General features: G+C 64.0%; 15 protein-coding genes. 8 read left to right on the plus strand and 7 right to left on the minus strand.

Features of this window, described 5'->3' with window-relative positions; all coding sequences use genetic code 11:
• Positions 1 to 83 precede the first annotated feature (83 nt).
• A complete protein-coding gene (locus MET49242_RS11260; RefSeq protein ID WP_144259591.1) occupies positions 84 to 926 on the plus strand; it encodes a hypothetical protein in 843 nt (280 codons plus the stop codon).
• Positions 927 to 1,001: 75 nt separating this feature from the next.
• Here MET49242_RS11260 and MET49242_RS11265 read toward each other — a convergent pair whose 3' ends face one another.
• The 3 genes from MET49242_RS11265 to MET49242_RS11275 all read right to left on the minus strand — a co-directional run bounded on the left by MET49242_RS11265 (position 1,002) and on the right by MET49242_RS11275 (position 4,187).
• On the minus strand, positions 1,002 to 2,507 hold the full coding sequence (locus MET49242_RS11265) for a PAS domain-containing sensor histidine kinase (protein WP_051134141.1): 1,506 nt from the start codon (positions 2,505 to 2,507) through the stop codon (positions 1,002 to 1,004).
• A gap of 379 nt (positions 2,508 to 2,886) precedes the next feature.
• On the minus strand, positions 2,887 to 3,297 hold the full coding sequence (locus tag MET49242_RS11270; protein WP_036287787.1) for an ArsC/Spx/MgsR family protein: 411 nt from the start codon (positions 3,295 to 3,297) through the stop codon (positions 2,887 to 2,889).
• Positions 3,298 to 3,470: 173 nt separating this feature from the next.
• Positions 3,471 to 4,187, minus strand: a complete 717-nt coding sequence (locus MET49242_RS11275) for an SIMPL domain-containing protein (RefSeq protein ID WP_036287789.1) — start codon at positions 4,185 to 4,187, stop codon at positions 3,471 to 3,473.
• Positions 4,188 to 4,316: 129 nt separating this feature from the next.
• Between MET49242_RS11275 and MET49242_RS11280 the strand changes: the two genes are divergently transcribed.
• The 4 genes from MET49242_RS11280 (at position 4,317) to MET49242_RS11295 (ending at position 8,485) form a co-directional block, all read left to right on the plus strand.
• Complete coding sequence (locus tag MET49242_RS11280; protein ID WP_036283002.1) at positions 4,317 to 5,000, plus strand: glutathione S-transferase family protein; 684 nt, start codon at positions 4,317 to 4,319, stop codon at positions 4,998 to 5,000.
• A gap of 14 nt (positions 5,001 to 5,014) precedes the next feature.
• Complete coding sequence (gene queG / locus MET49242_RS11285) at positions 5,015 to 6,124, plus strand: tRNA epoxyqueuosine(34) reductase QueG (protein WP_244430895.1); 1,110 nt, start codon at positions 5,015 to 5,017, stop codon at positions 6,122 to 6,124.
• 104 nt (positions 6,125 to 6,228) lie between these two features.
• Positions 6,229 to 7,458 (plus strand): hypothetical protein, encoded by a 1,230-nt coding sequence (locus MET49242_RS11290; RefSeq protein WP_036283006.1) that lies wholly within the window; start codon positions 6,229 to 6,231, stop codon positions 7,456 to 7,458.
• Between the two features lie 13 nt (positions 7,459 to 7,471).
• Positions 7,472 to 8,485 carry a WD40 repeat domain-containing protein gene (locus MET49242_RS11295; protein WP_036283008.1) on the plus strand — a complete coding sequence of 338 codons (1,014 nt, stop codon included), beginning with the start codon at positions 7,472 to 7,474 and terminating at the stop codon, positions 8,483 to 8,485.
• An 89-nt stretch (positions 8,486 to 8,574) separates the two neighbouring features.
• Here the strand turns inward: MET49242_RS11295 and MET49242_RS23375 are convergent, their stop codons facing one another.
• A complete protein-coding gene (locus MET49242_RS23375) occupies positions 8,575 to 9,480 on the minus strand; it encodes an alpha/beta hydrolase (RefSeq protein ID WP_144259592.1) in 906 nt (301 codons plus the stop codon).
• A gap of 235 nt (positions 9,481 to 9,715) precedes the next feature.
• Between MET49242_RS23375 and thiD the strand changes: the two genes are divergently transcribed.
• On the plus strand, positions 9,716 to 10,519 hold the full coding sequence (gene thiD / locus MET49242_RS11315) for a bifunctional hydroxymethylpyrimidine kinase/phosphomethylpyrimidine kinase (RefSeq protein WP_036283016.1): 804 nt from the start codon (positions 9,716 to 9,718) through the stop codon (positions 10,517 to 10,519).
• Between the two features lie 24 nt (positions 10,520 to 10,543).
• Here the strand turns inward: thiD and MET49242_RS11320 are convergent, their stop codons facing one another.
• Positions 10,544 to 10,993, minus strand: a complete 450-nt coding sequence (locus tag MET49242_RS11320; RefSeq protein ID WP_036283018.1) for a GatB/YqeY domain-containing protein — start codon at positions 10,991 to 10,993, stop codon at positions 10,544 to 10,546.
• 61 nt (positions 10,994 to 11,054) lie between these two features.
• On the opposite strand from MET49242_RS11320, the gene carA reads away from it, so the two are divergent.
• Together carA and MET49242_RS11330 are read left to right on the plus strand one after the other, a co-directional pair.
• Entirely contained in the window at positions 11,055 to 12,245 is a 1,191-nt protein-coding gene (carA, locus tag MET49242_RS11325; RefSeq protein ID WP_036283020.1) for a glutamine-hydrolyzing carbamoyl-phosphate synthase small subunit, read from the plus strand.
• 55 nt (positions 12,246 to 12,300) lie between these two features.
• Positions 12,301 to 13,161 carry a hypothetical protein gene (locus MET49242_RS11330; protein WP_051134143.1) on the plus strand — a complete coding sequence of 287 codons (861 nt, stop codon included), beginning with the start codon at positions 12,301 to 12,303 and terminating at the stop codon, positions 13,159 to 13,161.
• 40 nt (positions 13,162 to 13,201) lie between these two features.
• Here the strand turns inward: MET49242_RS11330 and MET49242_RS11335 are convergent, their stop codons facing one another.
• A complete protein-coding gene (locus MET49242_RS11335; RefSeq protein WP_158497290.1) occupies positions 13,202 to 14,542 on the minus strand; it encodes a DUF563 domain-containing protein in 1,341 nt (446 codons plus the stop codon).
• A gap of 249 nt (positions 14,543 to 14,791) precedes the next feature.
• On the minus strand, positions 14,792 to 15,811 hold the full coding sequence (locus MET49242_RS11340) for a GNAT family N-acetyltransferase (protein ID WP_144259593.1): 1,020 nt from the start codon (positions 15,809 to 15,811) through the stop codon (positions 14,792 to 14,794).
• Positions 15,812 to 15,947: the final 136 nt, after the last annotated feature.

Consider the following 15,947-nt stretch of genomic DNA (forward strand, 5'->3'; position numbering starts at 1 on the left):
GACCATGCTCATGGTCCGCTTGCCAGCGAAAGGGCGCAATGTAGAGTCGCGCTCAGGCGCGGAGCGCGATTGGCGGAAGCAACATGCGAAACCTTGTGATCAGAGCATGTGTGATTTTTCTGTTCGGTTTGAGCTTCTCCACAGGCTTGGCGGCCAAACCGCCCATAGTCAAGCCAGCGCCGCCGCCCGAGGCCGAAAACCCGCCGGCGTCCCTCCAGGCTCAACGTCCCGAACCTGAAAAACCGCCAGCGCCGCCACAGCCGCCGCGCGCGGAGCCCGGGCCGCCGCCGCCCAGGCAACAAAAGGAAAACCCGCGCCGGGTCGCGGAAGCAAAGGCGGCGTCGTCCGAATTCACGGATATATTCGGGCTGCGATTCAAGAACGGCGAGCTTTTTCTCGCGGCCTTCACGGCCGGGCTTTTCCTCGGGACACTGGGTTTATGGCGGTCCAGCCGCAAGCTCATTCGCGAAGGAAGGGAGTTTTCCGAGCGCAAGCTCAGGGCCTATCTCCATGTCACACGCGTCGAGTTCCACGGGAGCCTCGGCGGCGAGCCGAAGTTTTTCCTCGAATACGCCAATCTCGGACAAACACCCGCCTACGAAGTCGCCGACTGGTGCGTTGTCGAATTGCGCCACCATCTCTCCGACCTTCCCTTTCTGGACAGCGGCGAGATCACGCATCACGGAGACCTGGGGCCGGGCCAGAAGCAAAGCTTCGTGAAAGAGGGCCCCCGCCAGTTCACCAGCGAGGAAATCAACGATATCATTTCCGGCGTGTCGACAATCCATTTCTATGGCGCGTTCGCATACCGGGACGCCTTCGGGAAGCTTCACCGAACGCAATTCAGAAGGATGCTCGTCGACGCTAACGGAGCGGGCGAGCGCATCCATTTCGGAGTCTGCTCCGAAGGCGAAAGATCGGATTGAGACGGACGCGCCTGCATAAGGAAATGCGCGCGCAGTTTCATTGAACGCGTTCAAGGCGCGGGGGACGCCGATTCGTCACGAAGCCATTGCGGGCGTCTCGACATGTGCGGCCAAAGGAAGACGGACGATAAATTCACTGCCACGTCCCACGCCCTCGCTACGCGCCTCGATCCGCCCGCCGTGCAACTGGACGACGCTGCGCGCGAGCGCGAGGCCGACGCCGATGCCGCCCGGCGCGCGCCGGCATGTTGGTTCGACCTGCGCGAACATTTCGAAGATCGACGACAACTGCTGCCGTGGAATCCCGATGCCGTTGTCGCGCACCGTGACGACGGCCTCCTCGCCATCGCGCGCGGCGGCGATCTCGATTCGCCCGCCCGCGTCGGTGTATCGCGCCGCATTGTTGATGAGATTGGTGAACACCTGAGCAAGGCGAACCGGGTCGCCATCGATTTGCAGGGGCTCAGTTGAAAGATCGACGGCGAGCCGGTGTGACCCTGCCTGGATTTGCGGCTGACTGAGATCGATCGCCTGGGTCAGGATCGCGGCGAGATCTGTCCGCGCCTTTCTAAGCTCCACCTTGCCATGGCTGATGCGAGTGATCTCCAGCAGATCGTCGACGAGGCGCGCCATATGGTCGACCTGACGCCCGGCCCGTTCGAGCGCCGCGCGTCTTTTTTCCTTCGTGGCGGAATCGTCGTCCTCGAGTAATCGGAGGACATGGACCGCGTTTTTGATCGGCGCGAGAGGATTGCGCAGTTCGTGCGCAAGCGTCGCGAGGAACTCGTCCTTGCGCCGATCCGTCTCGCACAAGGCATGGATGCGCTTCTTTTCGGTGACCTCATGCACCACGACGTTGAAGCCGATGATCTGGCCCTCACTGTCGAAGGCCGGATGGAGGCTTAGGCTGAAATAGCGCGCGACTCCGGGAGGGCGCGGCGCCCTCCCGCGAAACTCGATGTCTCGCAATGCTTCGCCCGTCGAAAGGATCTTTCTGGCGCTTTCCTCGATCCCGGGCGCGAGCGCGGGCGCGACTTCCCGCACCCTGCGGCCGATATGCGCCTCGATCGGCAGGCCGTTGATTTCCGCGAGCCAACGGTTCACGCAAAGATAGCGTAAATCCCTATCGAGGTGACACAGGCCGATCGGCGCGTTCTCGTACAACCATTCGATCTGGTCGCGCTGACGATCCGTTTCGACCGCTTCGTCGCGCAAAGCGGCGTCTGCAAGCTCTCGCCCGGTGACGTCCTCAGCGAGGATGACGACGCCGCAGATCTCGCCGGAGGCGGCGCGCCAGGGCATGAATTCCCATCGCACCCATTGAATGGAGCCATCCGCGCGCTCGAAACGATCCGCCGGCGAAATGACGGTTTCGCCCCCAAGGACGCGGCTGCGCGCCTCGCGCCACCGCTGCGGGATCTCGGGAAGGATTTCACGATGACGGTTCTCGCGCGGATCGCCCGCTCGCTCGTAATCCACCCGCCAGCGCGGGCTCATTGCGACATAATTCATGTCACAATCGAACATCGCGGCGGCGACAGGCATATTCTCGATAAAAGCTTGCAATTCTGCGCCGTTCATTGGCGATGTTCAACTCCGCGGCCGGAATGGAGCGGCAGGCCGCGCGGCCGATAACATTATTTATAAACCCAACAGCGCCAGCTGTGCAATTCCGCCAAGGCCCGTAAGCGCCAAGCTGCCATGTAAGCGATTGTGCAGATTATATTTTGGCAAGGCCTGATTACAACACCAGTGATGTAACATCTTGATGGTGGAGCCTTGCTTCTTTTGCGGCGCGCGCGATCAAGTGGCCAGGCCGTCGCCGGGCATTGCGAGAATCAGCCGGGCCAGCGGCCGATCGCATGAGCAAATTCAATATAAAACAATGACTACTGGAAATTGATCGCCGGTCGGAGACAATAATCGCGCGGGCGCCGCGCGCCGTCCGCTCGCGTCTCTTTCAGGCAGCGTCGCTTTCGATCACATGAATGCAGCCGTCGACAGCGTCATCCGCATCCGCCTTCAGGCCTACCCAGGCTCGAACCGCCTCGCGATCGAAGCCCGCCTCGCAATGATCGCCGACGCGCATGAGCGGGCGGCGGATCAGCGTCGGGTCGAGGATCATCATCATCAGCGCTTCCTGCGGATTTACCTTTTCGGGGTCGATTTCTCCCGACTTGATCCGCGGGGAAGCGGGGTTGAACCATTCCTCGACAGGCTTGGAGCCGAAATAGGGGCGCAGGCTCGGCGCGCTCCAGGGCTCGGTGAGCAGGTTGCGCGCGTCGACCTGATGTCCGGAAGCGAGGAGCAGCGCTTTTTGTCTGGCGTTGCCGGCGCAGCCCGGCTTTTCGTAAAAGATGATGCGAGCCATGGGCGTCCTCATCACGCTGCGGCGAAAGCCCAAGCTTTTCGCCACAATCAGCCTATCCCGGATTTGTGCGTTGCGATAGCGAATCGGCGCCTAAAGATCAAGCATTGCAATAGGCAACACGCTGTAATTACGGGCAGTTTGCTTTACAGAGCGCAAAACCGGTCTCCTGAGCCTCAGCGCCCCAAGGCCCAGGTGACGCTGACGCGCGAAGAAATCCGCTGCAGGCCGGGCCGCATCGGAACCTGAGTCGCCTCGGGAGCCGGAGCCAGGCGCGCCGCATAGGGGCGCATTTGCGGACTCTCGCCGTCCACGGGGCGGATCTCGAGGACGCGGCCGAGGCGCAGGCCGGCTGCTTCCGCGTAGGTTCTGGCGCGACGCTCTGCGTCCTTCACCGCCGCGGCGCGCAGGGCGTCGAGCTTCTCGTCGGGATTGGAAAAGTCATATTCCACCCCATCGAAGCTGTTCACGCCCTTGTCGATCAGCCGTCCGGCGATCGCCCCGGCCTTGTCGAGCGGCTTCACCCGCGCGGCCAGATCATTGCGGGCGCGGTAGAGTTTCTGCACGCCTTTCGATTTTCCCTTGGCGTCATGCTCTTCTATAGTGAAGGGCTCGAGCGTGACGCCCTGCGTCTGGATGTCGACGTCCGCGACGCCCAGCGACTTGAGTTCGGCGAGGATTTCTGCGGCGACGCGCGCATTTTCGGTCGCCGCCTCGGCGGCGGTCGGGCGCTCGGTCACGACGCCGAAACGCAGCGTCGCTCGGTCCGGCGCAACTTCCTCGAAGGCCTCTCCGACGACAGAAATGTTTGGAACCGTATCCTTGAGCGGCTCGGCGCTAACGGAAACGCAACCTGTCAGGACCAGAGACAGTGCGAATGCGAAACGAATCATGGCATATCCTCTACGCGCGGCGGCAAAGACGCCGCTGTGTGAGCCGCAAAAGCGCCAGCTTGTGACGTTATTCGGCTCGAACATACAGGAAATCGGCGCAATCGTCCCGCGCCGCCGCGAACAGGCCTCATGCCCACCCTCTATCATCACCCGCTCTGCCCTCATTCCCGCTTCGTCCGGCTTGTTCTCGCTGAATATGGCGTCAACGCTGAGCTGATCGAGGAGCGCGCCGCTGACAGACGCCCCGAATTTCTGGCGCTCGACCCTGCTGGCCGGACCCCGGTCTTCATCGACGACGACGGTTTGGTCGTCCCGGGCGTCGGCGTGATCGCCGAATATCTGGACGAGGTCTATGGCCCCGCGCGCGGCGTGCAGCGTCTGCTGCCGCAGGAGAAGGGCCCGCGAATCGAGACGCGGCGCCTCGTCGACTGGTTCAACGTCAAATTCTTCGACGAAGTGACCGGCTGGCTGGTGAAGGAAAAGGTCTACAAGCGCTTCTCGCGCCAGGGCGGCGCGCCGGACATGGACGTGCTGCGGGTCGCGCGCGCGAACATCCGCCACCATATGCGCTACATCGGCTATCTCACGAGCACGCGGAACTGGCTCGCCGGCGATCGCCTGACCTACGCCGATTTCGCTGCGGCCGCGCATATTTCCTGCGCCGACTATCTGGGCGACGCGCCATGGGACGAAGACGAAGCGGCGAAGCACTGGTACCAGCGGATCAAGTCGAGGCCGGCCTTCCGACCGCTTCTCGCCGACCGGGCGCCGGGCATGACGCCGTCGCCGCTCTACGCCGAACTGGACTTCTGACGCTCGAGGACGACATCCGCGCTCACGCGCTCTCGCTCGGCTTCGACGCCTGCCGCGTCGCGCCCGCGGAGGCTGCGCCGGAACTCGCCGGACGCCTGAGGGAATGGCTGGCGCTGGGGGCTCATGGCGACATGGGCTGGATGGCGGAAACCGCGGACCGACGCGCGTCCCCCCGCGCCCTCTGGCCCAATGTCAACAGCGTCGTGATGCTGGGTCTCAACTATGGTCCGGCCGACGGCCCGCTCGCGGCGCTCGAAAAGCGCCAAAGCGGGGCGATTTCGGTCTACGCCCGCCACCGCGACTATCACGACATCGTCAAGGGACGGCTCAAGCAGCTGGCGGCTTTCATGCTCAAGCGCGCGGGCGGCGGCGAGGTCAAAGTCTTCGTCGACACCGCCCCCGTCATGGAGAAGCCGCTGGCGCAGGCCGCCGGGCTCGGATGGCAGGGCAAGCACAGCAATCTCGTCTCGCGTGATTTCGGGTCCTGGCTGTTTCTCGGCGCAATCTTCACCGATTTGCGCCTCACCCCCGACCCGCCGGAGCGCGACCATTGCGGCTCCTGCCGCAACTGCCTCGACATCTGCCCGACGCAGGCCTTCATCGGCCCCTACAGGCTCGACGCCCGCCGCTGCGTCTCGTACCTGACCATCGAAAATAAAGGGCCGATCCCCCGCGAATTCCGCATGGCCATCGGCAACCGGATTTACGGCTGCGACGATTGCCTCGCCGTCTGTCCCTGGAACAAATTCGCCGTGGCGACGCGCGAGGCGAAGCTCGCCGCCCGTCCCGATCTCGACGCGCCGCCGCTCGGCGAACTCGCCCGGCTCGACGACGCCCGCTTTCGCGCTTTCTTTTCCGGCTCCCCCGTCAAGCGGATCGGCCGCGCCCGTTTCCTCCGCAATGTGCTGATCGCCATCGGCAACAGCGGCGACTGCGCGCTTGCAGCGGAGGCCGAGCGGCTTCTCGACGATCCGGAGCCGCTGATCCGTGGCGCGGCGGTCTGGGCGCTGGCGCGACTGGCGCCGGCGCGCGTCGCCGCACTGCAACCCCGTCATATGTCAACAGAACCGGACGAGACCGTGCGGCTGGAATGGGCAAAAGAGACACAGTGGGGAAAAAATTAGCCCTCGGACCGGAATCGTGCGTTGCAACACACACATGCTCCGCCATTTCATTTTAAGGTCTCCGACCAAGCCCGATTCAGCTCCCACTCCGCAGCGCCAGTCCGATGTTTACGTTTTCACGACGCCCCGCCGACGACCCCGCGGAGGAAGCCGCCCGCCTCCTGCTGCGCGTGGGCGTCTTCCTGCTGTTCGTGATCTCGCTCGTCGCGCCCATCCTCGCGCGCCAGACCGTTTATATCCTTCTGCCGATCGGGGCGGCGCTGCTGCTCATTTCGGCCAGCCTCTCGGAGGACGCGCGCGCCGGCCGGTCGCTGCGCGCGATCCTGCTGTCGCCGCCCATGCTCGCCGCCATGCTGCTCGTGCTCTGGACCGGGCTTTCCCTGCTCTGGACGCCCTTCAGCGGCCCGGGCGAGCGATTCGGCAAGGCTGTCGATACGTTGGGACTCGTCGCCGTGGCGACCGGCTTTCTGCCGCTGCGCACCAAGACGTCGAATCTCAATCTTCTGCCGATCGGCGCAGCGATCGCTGCGGTGGCGCTGGTCGCGATCACGCTGCTGCTGAAACCGCAATATTCGATCGAGGACATTCTCGACGTCGGCCCCCTCGCCCGCGCGGGGCTCGGGCTCGCGCTGCTCGTCTGGCCCGCGATGGGCGCGCTCGCCGTGCGCGGCCGCTGGTATTCGGCTGCGGCGCTGGGGGTGGGCACGATCCTCGCCTGTTATCTGTCGAAGGCTCCCAACGCCCTTCCGGCGCTGGCCGGCGGCGCGGTCGTCTTCGCCACCGCCTTCGGCCGCGCCCGGCAGATGTCCATGGCGCTCGCCGCGCTGATGGCGGCGATCATCCTGCTCGCCCCGCTCGCCGCCTTCACGACGCATCTTGTCTGGCCCGAGAGTCCGCCGACATTCTTCAAGCACCTCGCCTTCTGGGGCCACATGATCGCGAGCGATGGGCCGCGCACGCTGATCGGCCATGGCTTCGGCGCCGCGACCTGGGGCGTTCTGGGCGGCTATCTCACGCCGGCGACGCCGCGCAGCCTGATTTTCCAGATCTGGTTCGACCTCGGCGTTCTCGGCGCGGCGGCGCTGGCGCTGGTCGCCGTGCGGGCGAGCCTCGCGGTCGGCGGAACGCGGCCGGCGCTTGCGCCCTTTCTGCTCGGCGGACTTGGCGCCGGCTTCGTCATCTGCCTATTGGGACCGGCGGCGGAGCAGCTCTGGTGGCTGACCCTCGCAGGACTTGACGCCATCGCTTTCGCGCTGGTGACGCGCGGCCAGTTCCGCAAGCGCCGCCCGCGCCTGCCGGCCGGCTGGGGCGCGCCCGCGCAAGAGGGCGCCTGACGAGAGAGCTTTCGTGACCGACTATCCGACTCTGACCTCCAACGTCGAGACCATCGCTCTCGGCGAGGCCGCGGCAGGCGCGGCGTTTCTCGGGGATACGCCCGTTTTCGCGCTGGCCGACGGCCAATTGCGTTTTGGCGATGGTGTGGAGGGGCGGCGCGTTCCTGCGCATCCCGAAGCCTCTATCCTCGTCGTCGCGAGTGACGGGCGCCGCATCGTCACGGGCGGAGACGACGGGCGCGTGGTCACGACCGACGAGAGCGGCGCCTGCGAAACGATCGTCGACGAGAAGGGCAAATGGATCGACGCCGTGGCGCTGCATGAAGGCGCCATCGCCTGGTCGGCGGGTCGCTGGGTGCGGGCGCGCTCGGCCAAAGGCGAGGAGAAATCCCTCGACATACCGTCGACTTCGCGAGGCCTCGCCTTCTTCCCCAAGGGCTACCGCCTCGCCATCGCGCATTACAATGGCGCGACCCTCTGGTTCCCCAACGCCGGCAAGCCGGAATTGCTCAGCTGGAACGGCTCGCATCTCGACGCGACGATTTCGCCGGACGGGCGATTCCTCGTCACCTCCATGCAGGAGAACACGCTCCACGGCTGGCGCGTCGCGGACGGCAAGCACATGCGCATGGCGGGCTATCCGGGGAAGACCCGCAGCTTTTCCTGGTCGCATGACGGGAAATGGCTCGCCACCTCGGGCGCGGACGCCTGCATCATCTGGCCCTTCTCCGGCAAGGACGGCCCCATGGGACAGGCGCCGCGCGAATGCGGCGTGCGCGTGAACGTGCCGGTGACGCGCGTCGCCTTCCATCCCGGCGCGCTGGTCGTCGCCATCGGCTATGACGACGGGCTCGTCATGCTTGCCCGCATCTCCGACGGCTCGGAAATCCTCGTGCGCCGCATGGCGGAGGACTCGAAAAACGCCCGCATCAGCGCGCTCGCATGGGATGCGAGGGGCGCGCGACTTGCTTTCGGCGCGGAGAATGGCGACGCCGGCGTGTTGACGCTGCCGAAGTCTCACGGCTGACAGGGCTCGTCGCGGCGCGGAGCCTTGCTCCGCGCCGGGCGTCTCTACCTTGAAGGCCAGTCACGCTTTCGGTGGCGCGGCGCGCAGATTCAGAGGGCATTTAATGGATTGGGCCGCAAGATGTTGCTTATGCAGAGCAAGGCGGCGCGGTCGATGGCGGTTCTCTGCGTCCCTGAGAGGCCCGAGAATGAATGGCCGCCGAGGAAGGGGATGAATTTGTAGGACACGCCGAGCTGCGACAGTCTGCTGATCAGGGAGAGCGACTGCGACACCGGGACGACCGGATCGAGGGTGCCGTGGACGACGCAGGCGGGCGCCGTCCGTGTGCTCAAAGTGAAGATAGGCGACGCGTTACGATACAGATTCGGAACCACCGGGTAGGGCCGCGCGCCGAACAGAGCCGAAGGCGCAAGCTGCGTATACATTTCAGGCCGGGTGAGATCGGTTGGTCCGAACATGTCCACCACCGCCGACACCTTCGGCGACAGGGCCGGGAAGAAGGCCGCGCGATCGATCCCGCCCGTCATATTCGGGGCCGACGTCGCGAGAGACCCTAGAAACAATGCGAGATGGCCGCCGGCGGAGTCGCCGACAGCGCCGATGCGGGCGGGGTCGATCCGCAACGCGCTCGCATATTGGCGCAGCCAGCGTATCGCCAGCTGCACGTCCTGCAACTGGGCGTTCCATTGAGTCGAGCGATCGCCGTATTTCGCAAGGCGGTAATTGATCGCCACCACATGGAAGCCCGCCCGGGCGTACATTTCTGCGTAGTAGCCGGCGTAGGAAGATTTGTCGCCGCCCTGCCATCCGCCGCCGTGGATCATGACGACGACCGGGTTCACGCCCCTGTTGAGCAGATAAAGATCCGCCTTCTCCTGTTCGCTCACGCCATATCTGACGTCCCTGTAGACGGTCCAGTTCGGCGCCGCGTCGGCGGCGCGCGTTTGTAGCGACGCCAGTATCAGAATGGCGAAAAGACAGAAGATCCTCTTCATTTCTCCAACCTTCGAATTTCCCTCCGCAGCAAGGCGGGAGCATGCATGCCGGGGCGCGGCGGCGATATCGAGCAATGAAATTGCATCGTAAAGATTAGCGTCGCGTTCACGAAAGATGAGAAGTTCGAGGCCGTTACGCGGCGAAACGGCGACGGGGAAGCCGAAAGACGCGCGAACGCGGTCCGTACGGTGTCCGACGCTTGGGCGAGCAGAGCGACTGCGCTAACTAGGACTCATGCAGGCCCGAATCCCGAAGCTCCTCTCCATAGCCGGGTCCGACCCTTCGGGCGGAGCGGGCGTGCAAGCCGACCTCAAGACCTTTTCCGCCTTCAGCTGTTACGGCATGGCGGCGGTCACCGCGCTCACCGCGCAAAACACGCGCGGCGTAACGGCGGCCTTCCCCGTCGCGCCGGACATTGTCGCGGCGCAGATCGAGGCGGTGATGTCGGACATTCGGCCGGACGCCATCAAGATCGGCATGGTCGCAACGCCGGAAATCGCCCGGGCGATAGCCGGCGCGCTGGGGGAAGCGCCGCTAAATGTCGTGCTCGATCCGGTGCTCGTTCCAACGCAGGGCGTCAGCCTCGCCTTGGCAGGTCTGGAGACGGCCCTCTCCACGACGCTGCTGCCCCTCGCCCGGCTCGTCACGCCCAACCTACATGAAGCGAGCGCGCTCACCGACACGCCGCTTGCCCGCACGCTCGATGAAATGGCGGCGCAGGGGCGTCTGCTGACCGACGCCGGCGCGCGCGCCGTGCTTGTTACGGGCGGCGACCTTGCGGGCGAACCCCTCGACGTGCTCGCCGACGGCGCCGAGATCCGCGTTTTCCATGGCCGCCGCGTCGAGACGCGCCACACCCATGGCACAGGCTGCGCGCTCTCCTCCGCCATCGCCGCCGAACTCGCCAAGGGCACGGGGCTCATCGACGCCATCGCCGCGGCGAAGGTCTGGCTGGAGGGCGCTCTGGCGGCGGCGGAGGCGCTCGAATTGGGAGACGGCCGCGGCCCGCCCCATCACTTTTTCGCAATGTGGTCCTAGCGGCCGAGGCTCAGCCGGCGCCGATTACCCGTTCAGCGCCGCCTTGACCGCTGCGCTGGCCTTGGCGAAGTCCATGCGGCCCGTGTATTTCGCCTTGAGCGCGGCGACGACCTTGCCCATGTCCTTGATGGACGCCGCGCCCACCTCGGCGATGGCCGCCTTTATCGCCTCCGCCGCCTCGGCTTCGGTGAGCTGCTGCGGCAGATAGGCGGAGATCACGGCGATTTCGCCGCGCTCCTTCGAAGCGAGATCCTCGCGGCCGGCCTTCTCATAGATGTCGAGCGATTCCTGCCGGCTCTTGATCATCTTCTGAAGCAGGGCCAGCACATCGTCCCCTGTGAGCGTCTTGCCCGCCCCGCGCGCCTCGATATCCTTGTCCTTGAGCGCCGCATTGATGAGGCGCAGGGCGTCCACCTTGGCGCGGTCGCCTGCCTTCATTGCGTCTTTCAGGTCCTGGGTGATCTTCTCGCGCATAGGGTTTCCATTTCGGGGTCGGATGGACTAAATCCACGGTCAACAGGGAATAGAGCGGAACATGAGCGTCAATCAAGACAATGGCTGGACGAAGCCGGTGCACACCGGCGTGCTGGTGCTCGCGAGCGGCGAGGTTATCGAGGGCTACGGCCTTGGCGCCGTCGGCGAGGCGGTGGGCGAGGTCTGCTTCAACACCGCCATGACAGGCTATCAGGAAATTCTCACCGACCCGTCCTACGCCGCGCAGATCGTCACTTTCACCTTCCCGCACATCGGCAATGTCGGGGCCAATGAGGACGACATCGAGACGGTCGATCTCGCCCGCAGCGCCGGCGCGGTCGGCGCGATTTTCGGCGCGCCGGTGACGGACCCATCCAATTTCCGCGCCGAGTCGACGCTGACGAGCTGGCTCGAGAAGCGCGGGATCGTGGCTCTTTGCGGAATCGACACGCGCGCGCTGACGGCGCTGATCCGCGAAAAGGGGATGCAGAACGCCGTCATCGCCCACTCGCCGGACGGCCGGTTCGACATGGCCGCGCTCAAGGCGAAGGCCGCGGCCTGGCCGGGCATCGACGGGATGGACCTCGTCCCGACCGTGGGCGCGAAAGAGCGCTTCGACTGGCGCGAGACCACCTGGAAGCTCGGCGCGGGTTATGGCGCGCGCGAGGGCGCGCCGAAATATCGCGTCGTCGCCATCGACTATGGCGTGAAGCGCAATATCCTGCGCCTGCTGGCGGAACAGGGCTGCGAGGTTATCGTCGCCCCCGCGACGGCGACGAGCGCGGAAATTCTCGCGCTAAAACCCGACGGCGTATTCCTCTCCAACGGGCCGGGCGACCCGGCCGAGACGGGGAAATACGCCGCGCCCGTCATCCGGGACCTGCTGGCTGCGAAGGTTCCGACTTTCGGTATTTGTCTGGGTCACCAGATGATGGCGCTCGCCGTCGGGGCCAGGACGCGGAAAATGCCGCAAGGACATCACGGCGCCAATCATCCGGTGAAGGACTTCACCACGGGCAAGGTCGAGATCGTGTCGATGAACCACGGCTTCGCGGTCGATCGCGACACGCTGCCGGAGAATGCGGTCGAAACGCATCGCTCGCTCTTCGACGGCTCCAATTGCGGCATCGCTCTGACGGACCGACCGGCCTTCTCGGTGCAGCATCACCCCGAGGCCTCGCCGGGACCTCAGGACAGCCATTATCTGTTCCGCCGCTTCGTCGAACTGATGAAAGAGGCGAAAGCCGCGTGACGGCGGCCCGGCGGGAGCGCAAAATGGCGGCGTCGTCCACGAACGGAGCGCCGCCATGCGCATCCTCCGGTTTGCCGCGATGGCGGCGCTGACGCTCATAGCCGCCGTTGTCATTTCCCTGACGGCAAGGCCGGCGTTGCGTCATGCGCTCCTCGCCGAGCTGAATGACCCGGGCGCCCTGCCCGCGCTCGAAAGCGACGGGCGCATCCGCTTCGAGCCGGCGGCGCGCGCATGCGCGCAAGAGGTCGCCGCGATCCTTCCCGGCGCGCTCAGACGCGTCGAGAGCGAGCATGGCCGCCCCTTCGCGAAAGCTCCGCTGATCGGAGTCTACGAATCCTTCGACACTTACGCGCGCGCAAACGGCCTCGGCGACTCTGGCGTCGCAGGCGTTTCGCGGGCGGGACGCGCCTTGCTTTCGCCGACCCTGTGCGGGCAAGAGCGCGCGCGGCTCGATGGCGTGCTGACCCATGAATTGTCGCATATTCATTTCTTCGGCTGGCGACCGCGCAACGCGCCGCGCCCGCCGCCGTGGTTCACCGAAGGCCTTGCCGTGATGGTTTCGAAGGGCGGCGGCGCCGAGGGCGTCAGCGACGAGGAGGCCGCGCAGGCGATCCGCGACGGCTACGCAGTCATTCTCGACGATCGTCCGTGGTTCGATTTCACCGACATCCGCTTCGAGCGCGAGCCTTCGGCGACGGGCGCTCTCGACGCTTACTCCTACCGCCAGCGACTGGCCTTCCGGCAGGCGGCTGTCTTCATCGCCTGGCTGCGGGCGCGCGATCCCGTCGCCTTCGGGCGGCTGCTGCGCAGCCTCGAGAGCGGCGCGCCGTTCGACGAGGCGTTTCACGACTCCTTTCGCGCGGCGCCGATGGACTGCTGGCGAGATTACGTCGCCGCCATCTCACATGCGGGCTGAACCGCGCGCCGCGCGCGCTCGGCATTAATTCTGCGGGGGTCTACGCATCGGCCGTCCATTGCTTCAAAAAATCTTCGTACACGGTTTCGTCGATTCGATAATCGCCATGATGCGGGTAGTCCAGATCTTCCTTTACGAAGCGGCCGGTAATGACCGTCGTGTCCATGCCCAATTCATCGAGAAGCGCGGTCACCCCGACCAGCAATTCCGTATATTGATGATTGAGAATGGCGATCTTCGTCCCCGGCCTCGCAAAGAATGCAAGGAAATACGCCGAACCCTCCGGCCCGGTCACAAATTTCGCATTTCTGATGAGGTTGAGCTGGCTGGCGAAATCATGTTCTTCCGGGTAAACGATCGTGAAACCGTTACGGACCGCGATTTTCTCGATCCTCCCGGCGTTGAAAAGCTTGCGATGAAGATAGTAGCGGCGCGCCAGAAAAATCTTTTCTAGGCCCGGCGTCGCACTCAACCGCTCGACAAAGCGAGCTGTCATGAAATTGGCGAGGCGGGCGAAACGGTCGAGCGGCGCGGCAAACAACTCCTCGCGATAGCGATCGTTCATCCGGACGAGGATCGGCGCGTAATAATAGGTGGGCGAATACCAAAGCTTTCCCACCTCTACGACCGTATTAGGCTCAATTTCGATTATCTCGGCGTTCTCCGGCAGCAACAGCGCGAGCGATTGCCGGTGTTGCTCGGGCATATGAGCGTCCATCAGCACGGGAACATCGGGCATCATCCCGCTCGACATCGCGACAGCCAATCGAGGAAGGTATTCGCCAACCCAATGACCGAAGGCACCGCTGTTGGGGCCGAGCAGGCTGAAACACTCGTCAATCCGCAGCGGCGGCGCGTCGGAAACGCCCTCCATGAAAGAAGCGGAATGGCCTTCCCGCTGAAAAACCGCGGCGTCCAGCTCGATGTCATCGTCGATGCTGTCGAATTCCGTCCCTTCGTAATCCAGCAGAAGTTCGTCGCCCGAATTGACAAGCTGCGATCTGCCGAGAAGCTTCACCCCCTCGAAGGCCGCAACATATGAGGACCGCGAAAAACCATGGACAACACGATGGTTGCCGTCACCGATTACACGCGGCGGTAAATGCGCGACCGGCTCGCCGCCATTTTCCAGAAGATGAAAAAAAGCGCTCCGATGCGTCGCCGCCTCCCTGATGCTTCGCAAAGGCAAGGACTTCAGATGCGCAGAATCGGGATAACCCATCGCCTCCCTGAACAGCTCGAAACCATGATGAACGCCATATTTCTGGGTCAACTTCAGCTTCATCTGGCGCCGCGCCCATATCGACCAGACCGACATTGATCGGGCGTGATGGATGAGATCGCCAGGAAAAAGCTGCAAAATTTCGTCGTTATCGGCCAAAATGATTATCCATGAGATACGATGTTTCATCTCCGCCGGAAGGACACCCGGCGACGTGTCAAGGATGCTCAACCTCATTATATCTTTTATGTTACCAACGGGGAAGGCGCCAGCCGGGTCATTGACCGAATGTCGAGCGTCCCACAACCGCCCGTCCCCAAACAGGAACATACGATTGCGGCCAAGCCAATCGACACACGGCCACGCGCCATGTCAGTCAGGCACGCCGCCCGCGTAAATCGGCGCGACTCAACACCCCCGCCCTTGCTCGCTGGCCCTCGTTTCCCTCACCGGATAGGACGCCAGAGCCTTGGCGCGATAGGCGGGAAACCATTCGGCGTCCAACGGCGCATTCGACTCGACGCATAGTCTGCGGTATTTCTCGAGGTTATAAATTTGCTTCACCGCATGTAGCGACATCGGCCGTCCGCCGAACTTCTCCTTGAATTGATAAAGTCCGTCTTGTGGTTTTACGCCCCCTCCCAGATTCAGAATTCTCACTCCGCAATCTCTTAACATCTGCATGCCCCGCCATAACAGCCACGCCGACCAGTCGCGTCCTGCCGCGCTCGTGGCCCCGATGAAATACTCGGCCCGCTCGCCAAAGAAGGGAAACACCGCCACCGCCTCCACACAGCCGTCCATAGCCGCTCCCACAACAAGACTGCCTCGATCGAATATCCAGGAATCGAGCGTTTCTTGGGAAAATTGGTAATGCGCCAAAGCACCCGATCGCGCCATGGTCTCCGGATAAAGCCGCCGTAGCGCGTCAGCCAGCGATTCCCTTTCCTCGGCAAGCGCAACTCCGAGTCTTTCCGCGCGCCGGATTTTGCGTCGAATGATCGCCCCAGTGTTCTCTAGGAGATCGTAAGCTGAGAGATCGAGCAGAAACACCTGGTTGCCGGGCGTCGCGTTTGCGACCGCGCGCAAGTCGGTCTCCGGCTCGAACTGCAAATACCCGGCGACCCATCCCTTGGCCGCGCCATACTCCGCCCACGCGGAAAGACACTCTTGCCCCGGCGACCGCATCACGGCGCCTGAAACCGACAATGTGGTGCAAATGTCGACGTCATCCCGCCAGCGACGTTCATAGAACGGAAAAATCAGTGCGCTTTCACCCACTTCAACCAACGCGAGCCGGGGATCGATTCCAGAAAATGAGAGCGCGCGATTGAAAGAAAAGGAGTGCGAAGGAATACCGCTCCTGGCCGCCATCGCTTGCCATAGTCTAAGATCATCAAAAGTTGCGATCCGGATTTCGGCGTTCATTCTGACCACCCGCTGCAAGTGAAGCCCTTCCGCCGCGCCGCGCAAGACCCGCGCGTCCTTGACGCAGCCCGGCGCCGATGCTTGTGTATCGAAAATCCATTCTGATTTGGAAAAAAACGATGATTGATAGCGAAGC

This window comes from Methylocystis sp. ATCC 49242, from assembly GCF_000188155.2.
Taxonomy (GTDB): Bacteria; Pseudomonadota; Alphaproteobacteria; order Rhizobiales; family Beijerinckiaceae; genus Methylocystis.